The organism is Isoptericola sp. F-RaC21, from assembly GCF_038593535.1.
In the GTDB taxonomy this organism is placed as follows: domain Bacteria; phylum Actinomycetota; class Actinomycetes; order Actinomycetales; family Cellulomonadaceae; genus Isoptericola.
Genome location: NZ_JBCFYX010000004.1, coordinates 185,819 through 202,570, shown reverse-complemented (window position 1 = coordinate 202,570; position 16,752 = coordinate 185,819). Strand labels below are relative to the sequence as shown.

The following is a 16,752-nucleotide window of genomic DNA, read 5'->3' as shown; positions in this document are numbered from 1 at the left end:
GGACCACGCATGACCACGCTCACCACCGCGCCCGCCGTGCTGGACGCTGCGCCCACCGCCCCGTCCGTGCACGACGTCGCGCCCGTCCTGCCCGTCGTCGGCGGCGACACGCTCGTGCCGCTCGTCGACGGCCGCCAGGTGCCGTACGCCAACCTCGACGTCGCGGCGTCGGCCCCCGCCCTGCAGGCCGTCGCCGACCGCGTCTCCCGCGTGCTGCCGCTCTACGCGAGCGTGCACCGCGGCGCCGGCTACCTGTCGCAGGTCTCGACCGCGCTCTACGAGAACGCGCGGCACACGATCGGCGCGTTCGTCGGCGCGCGCGAGGACGACCTGACGATCGTCACGCGCAACACGACCGACTCGCTCAACCTGCTCGCGGGCTGTGTGCCGGCCGACCCTGTCACGGGCGAGCCCGGCCGCGTGCTGGTGCTCGACATCGAGCACCACGCCAACCTGCTGCCCTGGCAGCGCGTCACCGACGCGACCGTCGTGACCGGCGGCCCCACCGTGGCCGCGACCCTGGCGGAGCTCGAGGAGGAGCTGCGCTCCGCCGTCGACGCGGGCCGCCCCTACGCGCTGCTGGCGCTCACGGGCGCCTCCAACGTCACGGGCGAGGCGCTGCCCGTGGCCGACGTCGTCGCCGCGGCGCACGGCGCGGGCGCCCGGGTCGTGCTCGACGGCGCGCAGCTGGTGCCGCACCGCCGCTTCTCGCTCGCGGAGACCGGCGTCGACTACGTCGCCTTCTCGGGCCACAAGACGTACGCGCCGTTCGGCGCGGGCGCCCTGGTCGGCCGCCGCGACTGGCTCGACGGCGGGACGCCCTACCTCGCGGGCGGCGGCGCCGTGCGCCGGGTGCGCACCACCACGACCGACTGGCACGAGGGGCCCGCGCGCCACGAGGCGGGTTCCCCCAACGTCGTCGGCGCCGTGGCGCTCGCGGCCGCGTGCGACGAGCTCGCGGCCCTCGACCCGCGGGCCGCCGCTCGGCACGAGGACGCCCTGCGTCGCCGGCTCGTCGACGGGCTCGGCGCGATCGACCGCGTCGAGGTCGTGCACGTGTGGGACGACGCCGTCGACCCGGTGGGCGTCGTGACCTTCACGGTCACCGGGTACGACCCCGGCCTGGTCGCCGCGTACCTGTCGGCCGAGCACGGCATCGGCGTGCGCGACGGCCGGTTCTGCGCGCACCCGCTGCTCGGCCGCCTCGGGTTCGACGCCGGCGCCGTGCGCGCCTCGGTGGGCCTGGGCACGGCAGGCGAGGAGGTCGAGCGGCTCGTGGCCGCCGTCCGGTCGCTCGTCACCGAGGGGCCGCAGGCGCAGTACGACGTCGTGGACGGCCTGTGGGTCGTGGTCGACGACCCGCGTCCCGTGCCCGAGGGCTCCGGCCTCGAGGGCCTGCTCGCCACGGCCGCGCTGGGCGCCGACGAGGCGTTCGGCTGCCTGCCCGACGACCTCTGAGCACCCGTCCGGCCCGCCGCCGGACATGACGACGGGGCGCCACCGTGCGGTGGCGCCCCGTCGTGTGTCAGCGGGTCAGCCCTTGAACGCGTCCTTGGCGTCGTCGCCCGCCTGCTTGAGGTTCGCGCCGGCCTGTTGAGCCTTGCCCTCGGCCTCCTGCTTCTCGTCGTCGGTGAGCTTGCCCGTCGCCTCCTTGACCTTGCCCTCGGCCTCTTCTGCGAGGTGCTTGGCCTTGTCTCCGAGTCCCATCGGGGCTCCTTCCGTCGTACGAACGACCTCGGGAACCGACGTTAGGTGGGTGACCGGGAGCTCGCACGCGGAAGTCTCAGGTCGTGGTCAGACGCTCCAGGAGACGGCCGTAGACGGGCCCGAGGAGGCGCTTGTTCGCCGACCGCATCCACAGGGCGATCCCGAGCACCGCCACGAGGATCACGGCCAGCACCGCGATCACCACGGGGTCGAGGAACAGCGCGAGGACGTCGTCGACGGGCAGCAGGTCCGTGAACTTCCCGACGACGTACAGCACCACCGCGGCGATGAGCACCGGGGCCGCGATCCACCCCGACAGGGCGTTGTACCGCTTGATGCGCCGGGAGAGGCTCGAGAACTCGTCGCCGCCGAGGTGCAGCTCGATCACCGTGCACTGCTCGACGAAGTCGTCGCGCAGGGGGATCGGCAGGTCGCGCTCGGTGATGACCGTGTGCAGACGGCGCAGCTCCTCGGCCTGCTGGATGGTCGCGGACAGGACCGGTCCGACGTGGGTCACGTGAGTCTTCCGTTCTCCGGCTCAGTGGCGGCTCAGGGGCGTCAGGGGCGTCAGGGGCATGGCAAAGGCACGCCGCCTCGCCGCGTGCCCAGGGCATCCTTTCACCCCCGCCCCGGCCTCCCGGTCACGGGTCACGCACGGGTCGCACGCGGGTCACCAGGCCGGCGGGCGCACCTCCGCCCAGCGCAGCCGGTCCTCGAGCTGGGCGGCGATCGCGAGCAGCGTCGTCTCCCCGCCGGGGCGGCCGATCAGCTGCACCCCCATGGGGAGGCCGCCGTCGGTCCAGCGGGTCGGCACGGTGACCGCGGGCAGGCCCGCCACGTTGAGCATCGACGTCCACGGCGTGTACTGGCACTGCTGCTCGAAGTTGCGCTCCGGGTCCTCGGGGTCGAACCAGCCGAGCGGGCGGGGCGTCATCGCCAGCGCCGGGGTGACGACGGCGTCGAACCGCGCCACCTGCGCCACGAGCCGGCGCTCGAACGCGGTGAGCGCCCGCAGCGCCTCGGCGAGCTCGCGCGCCGGCACCTGGCGGCCGCGGCCGATGAGCCACCGGGTCAGCGGCTCGAGCCGGTCGAGACGCTCGGGGTCGTCGAGCGGCACCGCGGAGGCGCCCGCCATCCACAGCGTGCGGAACGCGGGGCCGTACGCCGGGTCGGGCTCGAGGGACAGGTCGTCGACCTCATGGCCCAGGCCGGCGAGCGTCGTGACCCCGGCGTCGAGCGCGGCGCGGGCGTCGTCCGACGTCGTGATCGCGTAGAAGTCGTCCCAGGCGGAGTCGGTCGTGACGGCCACGCGGAACCGTCCCCGCACGTCCTCCCCGCCGCCGCCCGCGACCTCGCCGCGGCGCGCCGCGGCCAGGTACTCCCCGGCGCGGGCGGACGGCGCCCGCAGGGTGAGGGGGTGCGCGACGCGGCCCTCCGGCGTCCAGGTGATCATCCCCTCGAGCAGCAGCGCCGCGTCCTCGGTGGTGCGGGCGAGGGGCCCGTTGACGACCAGCCCGCCGAGGGACTCCTGCCCCGACCCGGCGGGCACGAGCCCGCGACTCGGCTTGAGCCCGACGATGCCGCACGCCGCGGCGGGGATGCGCACCGACCCCCCGCCGTCCGACCCTGCCGCGCACGGCAGCAGGCCCGCCGCGACGGCCACCGCGGCCCCGCCGCTGGACCCGCCCGCGCCGAGCGCCGGGTCCCACGGGTTGCGCGCGACGGGGCCGGCGAGCGGCTCGGTGTAGGCCGGGAAGCCGAGCTCGGGCGCCGTCGTGCGGCCGAGGCTCACCATGCCCGCGGCGTCGAGGACGTCGACGATCTCGTCGCTCACGGGCGCCACGACGGCGTCGTCCCCGGCGAACGCCCGGGAGCCGAAGCCGGCCGGCACGCCGGCCCGCAGCCACAGGTCCTTGTCCCCGCCGGGCAGCCCCCACAGCACGGCCCGTCGGTGCGTGGCGTCCGACGCGCCGTCCCGCTCGAGGGCGGCGGCACGCTCGTGCGCCGCCTCCGGGGTCACGGAGACGAAGGCCCCCAGGGCGGGGTTGGCGCGCTCGATCCGCGTCAGGAAGTGGTCGGCCACCTCGGTCGGCGTGAGCTCGCCCGCCCGCAGCAGCTCGCGCAGCCGGGCGGCGGTCATCTGGTGCAGGGCGTCGTCCATGCCACCATCCTGCTCCCACCCAGCGATGTGGTTGACTCTGAGCGAAATCTGAATCGCACGGATCCGCACATCACCCGGAGGTCCTCATGGTCGCCGCGGCCCGGCACGACGCCATCCTGCGGGAGCTCGAGCTCCGCGGGTCGGTCAAGATCGCTGCGCTCTCGGAGCGGATGCGCGTCTCGGCGATGACGCTGCGCAGGGACCTCGCGACGCTCGAGGGGCGGGGGCTGCTCGTCCGGGTGCACGGCGGAGCGGTGTCCGTGGGCGTGGCCCGGCAGCAGGAGAGAGGAGCGGACCGCCCGGGGAGGCGGCCGCAGCGCCCGGTGGCGACGATCGGGATGATCGCACCCTCGGCGAGCTACTACTACCCCCAGGTGATCCGCGGAGCCTCCGAGGCGGCTCGGGACCTCAGCTGCAGGCTCGTCCTCGGCACCACGAACTACTCGGAGAGGGAGGAGCTCCGGCAGGCCGAGCGCCTGATCGCGGGGGGCGTGGACGCCCTGATGATCACGCCGCACGGCAGCGTCGCGGAGGGGACGCCGCTGCGCACGCTGCTGGCCGAGGCGACGATCCCGGTCGTGATCGTGGAGCGGGACATCGGGGAGCGAGGCGCCGGCCGCCTCGAGTGGGTGCGCAGCGATCACGCGTACGGGGCCGAGATCGCGGTCCGACACCTCGCCGACCTCGGGCACCGGCGCATCGCGCTCGCCGCGCGCGAGACACCGACGACGGCCCCGCTCGCCGACGGCTTCGAACGTACGGCCGCCCAGCTCGGGCTGGGGCGCCACGCCCTGCGCCGGATGCTGCCCACTCCGGGCGTGGGGGAGGACGTGACGATCGAGGAGATCGGGCGGTTCGTCGACGCCTGCGTGGAGCGAGGCGTCACCGCGGCCCTCGTGCTGGGCGACGTCGACGCGATGGCGACCGCCGACCAGCTGGCCGAGCGTGGCATCCGGATCCCCGAGGACTTCGCACTCGTCGCCTACGACGACGAGTTCTCCGAGCTGGCCTCCGTGCCGCTCACCGCGGTGGCGCCGCCGAAGCACGACCTGGGGTACGCGGCGCTGCGGCTCTGCGTGGACCACCTCCGGCAGGGGGAGCGATCCGGTCGTGCGGTCACCCGGATGATGCTGCTGCCCACCCTCGTCGAGCGGGAGTCGACGCGGGCGGACCGATAGATGTGCGGTAATGTTCGAATGTCTCCTTTTGCTTGTGCGGCGAGACCCGGCTCGGGTTCAGTGGCGACAGCTCGCCTCACATTCAAAGGAGAATCCCATGAGCCTGCGTCGCGCTCCGCTCACCGCCGCGGCCCTCCTGGCCGTCGGTGCCCTGCTGGCCGGTTGCTCGTCCGGCTCCGCGGCCACGCCTGCTGCCTCGAGACCCACCGGTGAGATCACGTTCTGGTCGTCACTGAGCGGCATGGCCGACGTCGCCGCCGCGTTCAACGCGAGCCAGGACGACATCACCGTCGACTTCGAGGAGATCCCGAACGGCGCCAACGGCGGCTACACCAAGCTCTCCGCGGCCATCGACTCCGGGACCGGTCCCGACGTGGTCGGCATCGAGTACTACCGGCTCCCCGGCTTTGCCGCCTCCGGGCAGGTCGTCCCCGTCGACGACCTCGTTCCGCCGGAGACGCTGGAGGACTACTCCGACCAGGTCCGCGGTCTTGTCACCTTCGGCGACCAGACGTACGGCATGCCGTACGACGCACCGCCGCTCGTCATGTGGTACCGCCAGGACGTGCTCGACGCCGCGGGCGTCGAGGTCCCGACGACCTGGGACGAGTTCGAGGCCGCGGCTCGCGCCGTGCGCAAGGCCGACCCCGACGCCTACCTCGCCAGCTTCTTCACGAACGAGCCGCCTCTCGCCCCGCTGGCGTGGCAGGCGGGCGGCACCTGGTTCGGCGTCGACGACGACCACTGGAAGGTCTCGATCGACGACGACGCCAGCACGAAGGTCGCCGACTACTGGCAGAAGCTCGTCGACGAGGACCTCGTCAAGGAGCAGGTCGGGTTCAGCGACGAATGGAACGCCGACATCAACGACGGCGTCGTGAACGGCTGGGTCGGCGGCTCGTGGAGCGCGTCGGGGCTGAAGACGCGCACCGAGGCCGCCGGGCAGAAGGGCAAGTGGGTCGCGGCGCCGCCGCCGTCATGGGACGGCACACCGTCCGGCGCCCTCAGCGGCGGCACGAGCTTCGCCGTGACGAAGAACTCCGAGAACCAGGCCGCGGCCGCGAAGTTCCTCGAGTTCCTCACCACCGACCCCGCGGCCGTCGAGGCGCGCGGCGACGTCGGCACGGCCTACCTCGCCTACCCCGGCCTGAACGACGTCGCCGAGAAGGTGGCGCCCACGGGCTATTTCGGGAACGACATCTACGAGGTCTTCGACGAGGCGTCCGCGCACGTCGCCCCCGGCTGGGCCTGGGGCCCGGACTACGACCTGACGAACACGGCGCTGGTGGACGCGGTCACTGGCGCCCCGACGCTCGGGGCCGCGCTGGAGAAGGTGCAGGGAACGACCGTCGACGGGCTGGAGCAGCTCGGGCTCGACGTCACCGAGTAGGCCGGCTCCCACTCTTCGAAAGGCACCACCATGACCGTGCGTATCGACGACTCGCCGCAGCGCCTGCGACGGCGGACGATCCGGGGGACCGGAGGCCGCACCGCCGCATTCTTCCTGACCCCGTTCTTCCTGGTCTTTCTCGTCGCCATGATCGCGCCGGTGATCTACGCGATCGGCCTGAGCCTGTTCGCCGAGCGGCGGAGCGGGCTCGGGTTCGGCGGCGCCGAGAAGGTCTTCGTCGGGCTCGGCAACTACGCCGACGTCCTCGCGAGCGACACGTTCGTCGCGGGCTTCGGACGGCTCGCCCTCTACTGCGTGCTCTACGTCCCGACGTTGCTCTGCGTCGCGCTGGCCCTCGCGCTCCTGCTCGACGCGGCCGTGGCGAAGGCGCGACGCCTCTTCCAGGTCCTGCTGTTCCTCCCGCACGCCGTCCCCGGGGTCATCGCAGCGCTGATCTGGGCGTACCTCTACACGCCCGGCGTGAGCCCGATCGTCTCGGCACTCGCGTCCGGCGGGATCCAGGTCGACTTCCTGTCGGTGCACCTGGTGCTGCCGTCGATGGTGAACGTGGCCGTGTGGGAGTGGGCGGGCTACAACGTCATCATCCTGTTCACGGCGCTGCAGGCCGTGCCGCGCGAGGTGCTGGAGGCGGCCCGCGTGGACGGGGCCGGGGAGATCCGTTCCGCTCTCGCGATCAAGGCGCCCCTCATCGGGCCCGCGCTCGGGGTGGCGCTGCTGTTCACGATGATCGGTTCCCTGCAGCTCTTCACCGAGCCCAAGATCCTCTCGACCGCGACCACCGCGGTGACGAGCACCTGGGTCCCGAACATGTGGGCCTACGACGCGGCGTTCAACCGCAACAACCTTCCCCAGGCGGCGGCCGCGTCGATCGTCCTCGCGCTCCTCGCGGGCGCCCTCTCCTGGGTGGTCAGCCACCTCACGTCGAAGGGAAGCACGCGATGAGCGCGACGGTCGCGCCGACGCCGCACGTCCACGCCGCCGTCAGGACGGCGCGGCCCGACGGGGGCCAGAACACCCGCCGCCCGCGTCGCAGCCCGGGTGCGACGCTCGGGACCAACGGCATCCTTGTCGTGGGCGCGGCGTACATGGTGCTGCCGCTGCTGTGGCTCGTGTTCGCCACCACCAAGGACGCGTCGACGCTCTACGGTGCCAACGTGTTCAGCCCCGGCGGCTCGTTCGTGGCGAATCTCCAGCGGCTGCTCGCCGAGGACGGCGGGATCTTCCTCCGCTGGCTCGGCAACAGCATCCTGTACGCGGGCGTCGGCGCCCTCGTGGCCGGCTTCATCTCGCTCATGGCGGGGTACGCCTTCGACAAGATCGCGTTCCGCGGCAAGGGCTTCCTCTACGGCACGGTGCTGGTCGGGGTGCTCATCCCGAACACGGCGACCGTGATCCCGCTGTACCTGCTCGCCGCGTCCGTCGGCCTCACCAACTCGGTGTGGGCGGTGCTGATCCCCGCGTTCTGCAACCCGTTCAGCGTGTACCTGGCCCGGGTGTTCAGCTCCGGGTACCTGCCGGACGCGGTGCTCGAGGCCGCGCGGGTCGACGGCGCCGGCCCGGTGCGGAGCTTCCTGAGAGTCGGGCTTCCGATGCTGGTGCCCGGGTTCGTGACGATCGCGCTGTTCCAGTTCGTCGCGATCTGGAACAACTTCATGCTGCCGCTGATCATGCTGCAGGACCGCAGCCTCTTCCCGACGAGCGTGGGCATCTTCCTCTGGCAGAGCCAGGTGCAGCAGAACCCCGAGTACTCGCCGCTCGTGATCGCCGGATCGTTCCTGTCGATCGTGCCCCTGGTGATCGCCTTCGTGCTGCTGCAGCGCTTCTGGCGGGCCGGCCTGGCGGCCGGGAGCGTCAAGTGAGCGCCCGGGTCAAGGTCGCGTTCGCGATGTCCCCGGAGGCCAGGGCACGGGTGTTCCCCCGGGAGCGGACGGCGCGTTTCGAGGAGGTCGCCGACCTCCTCGGGTTCCTCACCGAGCTTGAGTCCGATGCCGCGCGACGCGTGCTGGCCGACGTCGAGGTCCTCGTCACGTGCTGGGGAGCGCCGTTCGTCGACACGGACGTGCTGGCGAGGGCGCCGCACCTGCGGGCGGTCCTGCACGCCGCGGGCACCGTGAAGCCGTACGTCGCGGACGAGGTGCTGCGCAGAGGTGTCCGGGTCAGCTCCGCGGCCGAGGCGAACGCGGTGCCGGTCGCGGAGTACACGGTCGCGATGATCGTCCTCGCCAACAAGAAGGTGCTGCCGATCGCGGCCCGGTACCAGCAGCGGCGGCAGGAGTTCGACGTCGAGCAGGCGTTCCCCCGCCTGGGGAACTTCGGCCAGCGTGTCGGCATCGTGGGCGCGTCCAAGATCGGCCGCAAGGTCGTCGAGCTCCTGCGGCCGTACGCGCTCGAGATCGTCGTGTACGACCCGTTCCTGACGGCGGCCGACGCCGACGCGCTCGGTGTCGCGCGCGTCGGGCTCGACGAGCTGCTGGCCACGTCCGACGTCGTCTCGGTGCACGCGCCCTCCCTCCCCACGACGCGGCACCTGCTGGACGCGCGCGGCATCGGTCTGATGCGGGCCGGCGCCACGCTCGTGAACACGGCGCGTGGCGAGATCGTGGACCAGGACGCGCTGACGGAGCGTGTCGTGGCGGGGGAGCTGTTCGCGATCCTCGACGTCACCACCCCGTGGGTGCTCGAGCACGACCACCCGCTGTACGGCCACGACCACGCGCTCCTGACCCCGCATATCGCCGGCTCGCTCGGCGTCGAGCTGGGGCGGCTCTCGGCCGTCGTGCTCGACGAGCTGCACCGCTTCGTGCGCGGGCGGGCGCTCGCGCACGAGGTCCAGGTCGACCGGTTGGCGATCACCGCCTGACCCGCGACGGACCGCCGCCGCGCCCCGCACCGCCCGCTGATGAACGAAGGAGTTCAGATGTCCACCCACCCCGCACCCTCCCGACGGGCCGTGCTCCAGGCCGGCGGCGTCGGCGTCCTGGCCGCGGTCGCGACGGCCGCCGCGGCGCGCCCCGCCGGCGCCCTCGGACCGTCCGCGGCCCGCCCCTCCGACCCGAAGATCGACGACCTCGGCCCCGCCGTCACGCAGTTCGCGCTGATGAGCGCGAGGCTCGTCGGCGACTCGGTGTACATCGGCACGCGCAACGTGGAGCCGGCGCGGGTGGTCGCGTTCCATGTTCCGACGCGCACCGTCACGGTGACCACCTCGGTGCCGACCGGCTACGCCATCCAGGCGATGGCCGCGGACCCGACGGGCCGGTACCTGTACTTCGGGATGCTGAAGAAGACCGACGGGCCGGAGGCCAACCTCTACCGCTGGGATCTGACGACCCCCGACGCCCCGGCGGAGGAGCTCGGTCGCCTCGGCGACCGCGACGTGCGGGCCGTGGCGGTGGCGCCCGACGGCGTCGTCTTCGCCGTCGGGGGCGGCAGCCCGACCGTGCCGGAGCTCTGGCAGTACGACCCCGCGACGGGAGAGGTGACCTCGCTCGGCGTCCCCGACCCGGCGGCCACGCTCGCGCGGGCGGTGGCCGCGACCGGCACGACGGTCTACGTCGGGGCGGGCACCACCTTCGGCGGCGGCACGGGGACGAGCCGGGCGTCGCTGGTGGCCTACGACCGCGCGTCCGGCACCTTCACCCAGGTCGTGCCGGACGAGCTGGCCGCCGACTCGAGCATCCGCGACCTGGCCGTCGTCGGCGACCGGCTCGTCGCCTCGACGGCCGGCTCGACCGACGGCTCCACGCTCGCCCTGATCGACCTCGACGACCCGGCCTCGTACACGACGACCGCGTCGATCGGGACGACCGCGAAGAACTTCGCGGCCGACGGCGACGACCTCTACTTCGCCAACGACACCGGCATCGTCGTCCTCCGGGCGGACGGCACGATCGAGCAGCTCGCCCTCGGCACCCTGGAGCTCGGGGAGATCTGGGGGGTCGACGCGGCGGAGGGACGACTCCAGGTCGTGTCGGCCTACGGCTTCGTCGCCGAGATCGACGTCGCGTCCCACGGGTGGACGACGACCGACCTGGCGGAGGCCGGTGCCCCGGTCTCCGCACAGACGTGCATGGGCATCGCCGCCGGAGGGGGCTACGTCTACGTCGGCGGCAACGGGGTGATCGCCCGGCACTCGGTCGCGACCGGCGAGGTCGTGAACCTCCGCGCGCCGGGGGAGGCGAAGGACGCCGACGTCGTCGACGGCGTGCTGTACACCGGCCAGTACAACTCCCAGGGGATCTGGTCGTACGACCCTCGTGGCGACGACCGACCGCAGCAGGTCGCGGACTTCTCCTCGGCCCAGAACCGGCCCCTCGACACGGCGTGGGACGACGCCAACCAGCTCCTGCTGGTCGGCGTCCAGTCCGACACCGAGGGCGGCGGGTCGATCTGGACGTACGACCCTCGCTCGGGCGGGTCGTCGATCGTGACGAACCCCATCGATGACATCCAGCTGGTGCGGGCTGTCGCGACCGCGGACGGTGTCGCCTACCTCGGTGGGGACAACGCCCAGAAGGCGGGCCCGCGGGGCACCGTCGTCGCATGGGACCCCGTCGAGGGCACCGAGCTCTGGCGGGTCGAGACGGGGCAGCCGAAGGGCATCGCCGCCCTGGCCGTGCAGGGTCGTCACCTGTACGCGCTCACCATCGGCGGCACGCTCGTCGTCGTCGACCGCGTCCGACGCCGCGTCGTCCACACCGCGAGCCACAAGGCTCTCGTGCCCGGCTTCGCGGCGATGGTCACGAACCGTGGTGTCGTCTACGCGGTCTCCGACACCACGCTGCTCCGGTTCGACCCCGGGTCGTTCGCGCCCACGGTCGTGATCGCGGAGACCGCCGGCGGCTGGTACAGCGGGGCGCACCTCAACGTCGACGAGGAGGGGCGGATCTACACCCTGCGCGGCCGGAACCTGGTGCGCGTCGACGACCACCCGCGTCGCTGACGGCTCGCACGGCCGCCGCCGTCTGCCGCGCCGACCATGCACTCGCGCTCGGAATGTGGCGCGAGAACGTGCGCAGGTGCATGGTCGGCGAGGATGGGCCGGTGAATCACGACCTCGTCCTCGCCGGCCACGGCGTGCGCCTGGAGCCGCTCGGCCCGCAGCACGCCGCCGCGCTCCTCCCGCTCATCGACGCCGACCTCTGGTTCGGCATGACCTCGCCCGTCCCGACCACGGTCGCGGACCTCGAGGCCTGGATCGAGGCGGGCGTGTCGGCGCCCGGCACGATGGCGTTCGCCGTCGTGGGCGACGGCCCCGACGACGCGGGCACGGTGCGCGGCTCGACCCGCTTCTACGAGCTGGCCCCCGGGCCGGGCCGGGTGGAGATCGGCACCACCTTCTACGGCCGCGACTGGTGGGGCGGCGGCACCAACCCGGCGTGCAAGCTCCTGCTGCTGCGGCACGCGTTCGAGGAGTGGGGGATGCGCCGCGTCGCGCTGCGCGCCGACTCCCGCAACGCCCGGTCGTGCGCCGCCATCCAGCGGCTCGGGGCGAAGCCCGAGGGCGTGCTGCGCAAGCACCGCGTCGCCGCCGACGGGACGGTGGGAGACACCGCGTACTTCTCGATCGTCGACGACGAGTGGCCGGACGTGCGCGCCGGACTCGAGGCGCGGCTCGCCGGTCGCTGACGCCACTCGGCCCTCGGCAGGTCGGTGGGCGCCCGCGGTGGGACTCTGGACGGGTGACCACCGAGGAAGCCGCCGTCGACCCAGCCCCAGACGCCCCCGAGGACCGGTCGTTCTTCGGCCACCCGCGAGGCCTCGCCACGCTGTTCAGCCTCGAGGTGTGGGAGCGGTTCTCGTTCCTCGGGATGCAGGCCATCCTCGTCCTGTACTTCACCGCGTCGGTCGCCGACGACGGACTGGCGATGGAACCGGGGAACGCGGCGTCGATCGCCGCCGGCTACGGCACGATGGTCTACCTCGTGTCCGTGGGCGGAGGCTGGGTCGCGGACCGGGTGCTCGGCTCGTACCGGAGCGTGCTCTGGGGCGGCATCCTCATCGCGGCGGGCCACTACACGATGGCGATCCCGGCGGAGTTCTCCACGTGGGTCGGCCTGGTGCTCATCAGCCTCGGCACGGGCCTGCTCAAGCCCAACGTGTCCACGCTGGTGGGCAAGCTCTACTCCACCGCGGACGAGCGGCGCGACGCGGGGTTCGCGCTCTACTACATGGGCATCAACGTCGGCGCGTTCTTCGGCCCGCTGGTCACCGGGTGGCTGGGCGCCGAGGTCGGCTGGCACTGGGGCTTCTCGGCCGCGGCGATCGGCATGACGGCGGGCCTGATCCAGTACGTCGTGGGCCGGCGCGGCATCCCCGGCTACGGCCGTGGAGCCGAGGCGGCGCTCCCGCCGGACGCCGCGCGCCGCACGCGCTGGATCCTCGGGGGCTCGGCGGCGGTCGTCGTCGTGGTCCTGGTGGTGCTCGGGCTCGTGGGGCGGCTCAGCGTCGACGGCGTCGTGGACGCGCTCACCGTGGTCGCGATGCTCGCCCCGATCGTCTACTTCACGGTGATGTTCCGCAGCCCGCGCGTGACGTCCGACGAGCGCGGCCGGCTGCGCCCGTTCCTCGTGCTGTGGCTCGCCTCGGTCGCCTTCAACTTCGTGCTGTTCCAGGCGTACTCGGTGCTCATCCTGCTGGCCGAGGACCACGTGAACCGCACCATCTTCGGCTGGGACGTGCCGTCGTCCTGGTTCAGCTCGTACCTCGGCGCGGCCGAGGTGCTGGTCGCGCCGCTGGTCGCGGCCCTGTGGACGTGGCTCGGCCCGCGGCAGCCGCACGCCTCGAAGAAGGTCGCGTTCGGCGCGCTGCTCGGCGGCCTGTCCTACCTGATCCTCGTGCCGGCCGTGACCGGTCAGTCCGGCGACTGGCGGATCGCCGTCTGGTGGATGCTCGTCTCGCTGCTGCTGCTCGGCCTGGGCGACGTGCTGCTGCAGACCACCGGGCTGTCCGCCACCACGAAGCTCGCCCCGGCAGCCTTCTCCAGCCAGTCCATGGCGGTCTGGTTCCTGTCCATCGCGCTGGCCAACGGCATCCAGGCGCAGACGGTGCGCTTCTACGGCGAGGTCTCCGACGGGGTGTACTTCGCCGTCAACGGCGCCGTGCCCGTGGTCGTCGCCGTCGTCGTGCTCGCCCTGTCGCCCTGGATGAAGCGCACCATGCACCCCGTGCACTGAGCGGGTCCAGCCGCCGCCCACCCGTCGTCGAGCGCCCGGAGGAGACACCATGCGCCACGTGACCGATCTGCCCTACGAGACCACCATCGAGGACCACTGGATCCCGCTGGCCGACGGCACCCGCCTGGCCGCCCGGGTGTGGCGGCCCGTCGACCCGACCCCCGTCCCGGCGATCCTCGAGTACCTGCCGTACCGCCTGTCCGACTGGACGGCGCCGCGCGACGCCCAGCGCCACCCGTACTACGCCGGGCACGGGTACGCGTCGGTGCGTGTGGACATCCGGGGCAGCGGCAACTCCGACGGGTACCAGGACGACGAGTACTCGCCCACCGAGCTCGCGGACGGCGTCGCCGTCGTCGAGTGGCTGGCGGCGCAGGACTGGTGCGACGGGTCGGTCGGCATGTTCGGCATCTCGTGGGGCGGGTTCAACTCGCTGCAGATCGCGGCCCTGGCGCCCGAGCCGCTCAAGGCGATCGTCACCGTCTGCTCCACGGACGACCGCTACGACAACGACGTCCACTTCACCGGCGGCTCGGTGCTCGCCGTCGACATGCACGCCTGGGCCGCCACGATGCTGGCCTTCTGCTCGCGCCCGCCGGACCCGGCCTACGTCGGCGAGGGGTGGCGGGAGCAGTGGGTGGACCGGCTGGAGCACACCGAGCCCTTCGTGCACACCTGGCTCGGCCACCAGACGCGCGACGACTACTGGCGGCACGGCAGCGTCATCGAGGACTACTCGACGATCTCCGCGGCCGTGCTCGCCGTCGGCGGCTGGAACGACCCGTACCGCGACACCGTGCTGCGCCTGGCCGCCGCGGGGGACGACGGCGCCCGGCGCGCCCCGGTGCGCGGCATCCTCGGGCCGTGGTCGCACCAGTACCCCGACCGCGGCCTGCCGCCGGGCCCGGCCATCGGCTTCCTGCAGGAGACGCTGCGCTGGTGGGACCACTGGCTCAAGGGCACCGACCGCGGCGTGCTCGACGACCCGCCGCTGCGCGCGTGGATCAGCGAATCCGTGCCGCCGGCCACCGTCTACGACGAGCTGCCCGGGCGCTGGGTGGGCGAGCCGTCGTGGCCGTCGCCGCACGTGTTCGCCCGCGAGCTGCCGCTCGTGGCCGTCGACGCCGACGACCCGCCCGAGGGCGGCCTGCGGACGACGGCGCCGACCGTCGAGGCGCTCGCGGGCGGGCACCCCGTGCCGACGTCGTGGCTGGTCGACTCGCCGTCGCACACCGGCGTCGACGCCGGGCGGTTCTTCCCGTTCGGCAACGACGCCGACCTGCCGCCCGACCAGCGCGAGGAGGACGGCCGGTCGCTCTGCTTCGACTCCGACCCGCTGACGCAGCCCCTCGAGATCCTCGGGCGCGCCCGGGTGCGGCTGCGGCTCACCTGCTCGGGGTCGAAGGGGCAGGTCGTGGCGCGGCTGTGCGACGTCGGCCCCGACGGGTCGTCGACCCTCGTCACGCGCGGGGTGCTCAACCTGTCGGCGCGGCACGGCCGGGACCGGGTGGCCGAGTGGACGCCGGGCGCCACGGAGGAGGTGTCGTTCGAGCTCACGGGCACCGGGTACGCGCTGGCGCCGGGTCACCGGCTGCGGCTCGCGGTGTCGTCCGCGTACTGGCCGTGGGTCTGGCCGCAGCCCGGGGACGCCGTGCTGGCCGTGGCCGTCGGGGACGGCGCCGTCGAGCTGCCGGTGCACGACCGGGCGTCGTCGCACCCGCCGGTCACGTTCGAGGAGCCGGAGCAGGCGCCGCCGCTGGGTGTCGTGTTCGGGGACGGCGCCGAGGCACGCCCGGAGCGCCGGGTGGTGCGCGACGTCGCCGAGGGCCGCTGGCTGCTCGAGGTCGACCCGCGCTACGGCGGCACGCGCACGTACCCCGACGGCCTCGAGTTCACCGAGGACGCCCTCGAGCGGTACTGGATCGGCCGCGACGCCACCAGCGCGCGCACCCGCTCGGACTGGACGGTCCGGCTGCGTCGTGCGCCGGGCGCGCCGCTGCCGGAGGGGATGACCGACGGGTGGGACGCGAGCGTCCGCACCCGGTCGGAGATCACCTGCGACGCGGAGAGCTTCTTCACCGAGAACGAGGTGGTGGCGCGCGACGGCGACGAGGTCGTCTTCGAGCGGCGCTGGACGCGCACCATCCCGCGCACCGCGGGCTGACGGCTACCGCAGCAGCGGCGCGACCTCCTGCCCGAGGAAGGCCGCGAAGCCGTCGAGGTCGGGGTCGTCCAGGGTCGGCTGCGCGACGACGGTCGTGACGCCGAGCGCGGCGAAGCGGCGCAGGCCGTCCGCGACCTGCTCGGCCGTGCCCCAGGTGGCGTGGTCGGCGAGGACCTCGTCGGACGTCGCGTCGACGTCCCACCGCGCGAGGGAGCGGCGCAACCGGTCGGCCGCGTCGTCGCCGGTGGCGACCTACGCGAACGCGACCGCCCGGAACGGGTGCGCGCTGCCCGGGCCGGACTCCGCGACGGGCGGCATGCCCGCGGCCGCCCGGCCCTCGTCGAGCAGCGCGATCGCGTCGCGCGCGCCGGAGACCCCGCTGTCGCCGTCGATCACGACGCCGTCCGCGATCTCCCCGACCAGCCGCAGCGTCTTGGGTCCCTTCGCCGCCGCCAGCACCGGGGGAGCGACGACGGGCGGCCAGTCGAGGGCGACGTCGTCGAGCGTCACGTAGCGGCCGGACGTCGTGACACGCTCCCCGGCGAGCAGGGACCGCAGGGCCCCGACCTGCTCGCGCATCAGCGTCAGCGGCGACGCCACCCGCGCGCCGACCTGCCCCATCCAGTCCTGCACGCCGTGCCCGACGCCGGGCAGGAACCGGCCGGGGAACATGCCGTCGAGCGTCGCGGTCTCCATCGCCGCGAGGGCGACGTTGCGCAGCGGCAGCGGCATGACGCCGATCCCCACGCGCAGCCGCTCGGTGGCGCCGAGCATGGCCGCGGCCGCGGAGGGCCCGGACTCGAGGAAGCAGTCCTCCCACAGCCACACCTCGTCGAGGCCGGCGGCCTCCGCGGTGCGGGCGAACGGGACGAACCGCGAGGGCGGGTGGCCGTAGGGCGCGAGGATGCAACCGAGGGTGGTCATGGCCCGATCCTGCCCCAGCCCCTCCCGCCGAG

15 protein-coding genes are annotated in these 16,752 nt (G+C 73.5%); 10 read left to right on the top strand and 5 right to left on the bottom strand.

Annotated elements, in window-relative coordinates; translation table 11 throughout:
* Positions 1-9: 9 nt before the first annotated feature.
* Positions 10-1,458, top strand: a complete 1,449-nt coding sequence (locus AAG589_RS15740; RefSeq protein ID WP_430568218.1) for an aminotransferase class V-fold PLP-dependent enzyme — start codon at positions 10-12, stop codon at positions 1,456-1,458.
* Positions 1,459-1,533: 75 nt separating this feature from the next.
* On the opposite strand, the gene AAG589_RS15735 is transcribed toward AAG589_RS15740, so the two are convergent.
* The 3 genes from AAG589_RS15735 to AAG589_RS15725 form a co-directional block, all read right to left on the bottom strand.
* Positions 1,534-1,707 (bottom strand): CsbD family protein, encoded by a 174-nt coding sequence (locus AAG589_RS15735; protein ID WP_430568217.1) that lies wholly within the window; start codon positions 1,705-1,707, stop codon positions 1,534-1,536.
* Between the two features lie 76 nt (positions 1,708-1,783).
* The gene (locus AAG589_RS15730; RefSeq protein ID WP_430568216.1) at positions 1,784-2,224 is read right to left on the bottom strand and encodes a DUF6097 family protein; all 441 of its coding nucleotides are present in this window, start codon (positions 2,222-2,224) and stop codon (positions 1,784-1,786) included.
* A gap of 153 nt (positions 2,225-2,377) precedes the next feature.
* Positions 2,378-3,868, bottom strand: a complete 1,491-nt coding sequence (locus tag AAG589_RS15725; RefSeq protein ID WP_430568215.1) for an amidase — start codon at positions 3,866-3,868, stop codon at positions 2,378-2,380.
* Between the two features lie 86 nt (positions 3,869-3,954).
* On the opposite strand from AAG589_RS15725, the gene AAG589_RS15720 reads away from it, so the two are divergent.
* The 9 genes from AAG589_RS15720 to AAG589_RS15680 all read left to right on the top strand — a co-directional run bounded on the left by AAG589_RS15720 (position 3,955) and on the right by AAG589_RS15680 (position 15,796).
* Entirely contained in the window at positions 3,955-5,046 is a 1,092-nt protein-coding gene (locus AAG589_RS15720; protein WP_430568214.1) for a LacI family DNA-binding transcriptional regulator, read from the top strand.
* Between the two features lie 97 nt (positions 5,047-5,143).
* Positions 5,144-6,436, top strand: a complete 1,293-nt coding sequence (locus AAG589_RS15715) for an ABC transporter substrate-binding protein (protein ID WP_430568213.1) — start codon at positions 5,144-5,146, stop codon at positions 6,434-6,436.
* 30 nt (positions 6,437-6,466) lie between these two features.
* Entirely contained in the window at positions 6,467-7,399 is a 933-nt protein-coding gene (locus tag AAG589_RS15710) for a carbohydrate ABC transporter permease (RefSeq protein ID WP_430568212.1), read from the top strand.
* Complete coding sequence (locus AAG589_RS15705; protein ID WP_430568211.1) at positions 7,396-8,316, top strand: carbohydrate ABC transporter permease; 921 nt, start codon at positions 7,396-7,398, stop codon at positions 8,314-8,316. Before AAG589_RS15710 ends, AAG589_RS15705 begins: the two co-directional genes overlap by 4 nt.
* A complete protein-coding gene (locus AAG589_RS15700) occupies positions 8,313-9,317 on the top strand; it encodes a hydroxyacid dehydrogenase (RefSeq protein ID WP_430568210.1) in 1,005 nt (334 codons plus the stop codon). The genes AAG589_RS15705 and AAG589_RS15700 overlap by 4 nt, the downstream gene beginning before the upstream one ends.
* A 57-nt stretch (positions 9,318-9,374) precedes the next feature.
* Positions 9,375-11,399 carry an outer membrane protein assembly factor BamB family protein gene (locus AAG589_RS15695; RefSeq protein WP_430568209.1) on the top strand — a complete coding sequence of 675 codons (2,025 nt, stop codon included), beginning with the start codon at positions 9,375-9,377 and terminating at the stop codon, positions 11,397-11,399.
* Positions 11,400-11,500: 101 nt separating this feature from the next.
* A complete protein-coding gene (locus AAG589_RS15690; protein WP_430568208.1) occupies positions 11,501-12,085 on the top strand; it encodes a GNAT family N-acetyltransferase in 585 nt (194 codons plus the stop codon).
* Between the two features lie 53 nt (positions 12,086-12,138).
* The gene (locus AAG589_RS15685) at positions 12,139-13,632 is read left to right on the top strand and encodes a peptide MFS transporter (protein ID WP_430568207.1); all 1,494 of its coding nucleotides are present in this window, start codon (positions 12,139-12,141) and stop codon (positions 13,630-13,632) included.
* A gap of 49 nt (positions 13,633-13,681) precedes the next feature.
* On the top strand, positions 13,682-15,796 hold the full coding sequence (locus tag AAG589_RS15680; protein ID WP_430568206.1) for a CocE/NonD family hydrolase: 2,115 nt from the start codon (positions 13,682-13,684) through the stop codon (positions 15,794-15,796).
* Positions 15,797-15,799: 3 nt separating this feature from the next.
* Here the strand turns inward: AAG589_RS15680 and AAG589_RS15675 are convergent, their stop codons facing one another.
* Both AAG589_RS15675 and AAG589_RS15670 read right to left on the bottom strand, forming a co-directional pair.
* Positions 15,800-16,018: a hypothetical protein gene (locus tag AAG589_RS15675; RefSeq protein ID WP_430568205.1), complete on the bottom strand. Its 219-nt coding sequence runs from the start codon at positions 16,016-16,018 to the stop codon at positions 15,800-15,802.
* A gap of 30 nt (positions 16,019-16,048) precedes the next feature.
* A complete protein-coding gene (locus tag AAG589_RS15670; RefSeq protein WP_430568204.1) occupies positions 16,049-16,720 on the bottom strand; it encodes an LLM class flavin-dependent oxidoreductase in 672 nt (223 codons plus the stop codon).
* Positions 16,721-16,752 lie beyond the last annotated feature (32 nt).

Excerpts from the sequence above, each read along its gene's own strand:
- AAG589_RS15670 (WP_430568204.1), bottom strand. The coding sequence starts at position 16,720 with ATGACCACCCTCGGTTGCATCCTCGCGCCCTACGGCCACCCGCCCTCG.
- AAG589_RS15735 (WP_430568217.1), bottom strand. The coding sequence starts at position 1,707 with ATGGGACTCGGAGACAAGGCCAAGCACCTCGCAGAAGAGGCCGAGGGC.
- AAG589_RS15680 (WP_430568206.1), top strand. The coding sequence starts at position 13,682 with ATGCGCCACGTGACCGATCTGCCCTACGAGACCACCATCGAGGACCAC.
- AAG589_RS15705 (WP_430568211.1), top strand. The coding sequence starts at position 7,396 with ATGAGCGCGACGGTCGCGCCGACGCCGCACGTCCACGCCGCCGTCAGG.
- AAG589_RS15715 (WP_430568213.1), top strand. The coding sequence starts at position 5,144 with ATGAGCCTGCGTCGCGCTCCGCTCACCGCCGCGGCCCTCCTGGCCGTC.
- AAG589_RS15710 (WP_430568212.1), top strand. The coding sequence starts at position 6,467 with ATGACCGTGCGTATCGACGACTCGCCGCAGCGCCTGCGACGGCGGACG.
- AAG589_RS15720 (WP_430568214.1), top strand. The coding sequence starts at position 3,955 with ATGGTCGCCGCGGCCCGGCACGACGCCATCCTGCGGGAGCTCGAGCTC.
- AAG589_RS15740 (WP_430568218.1), top strand. The coding sequence starts at position 10 with ATGACCACGCTCACCACCGCGCCCGCCGTGCTGGACGCTGCGCCCACC.
- AAG589_RS15695 (WP_430568209.1), top strand. The coding sequence starts at position 9,375 with ATGTCCACCCACCCCGCACCCTCCCGACGGGCCGTGCTCCAGGCCGGC.
- AAG589_RS15725 (WP_430568215.1), bottom strand. The coding sequence starts at position 3,868 with ATGGACGACGCCCTGCACCAGATGACCGCCGCCCGGCTGCGCGAGCTG.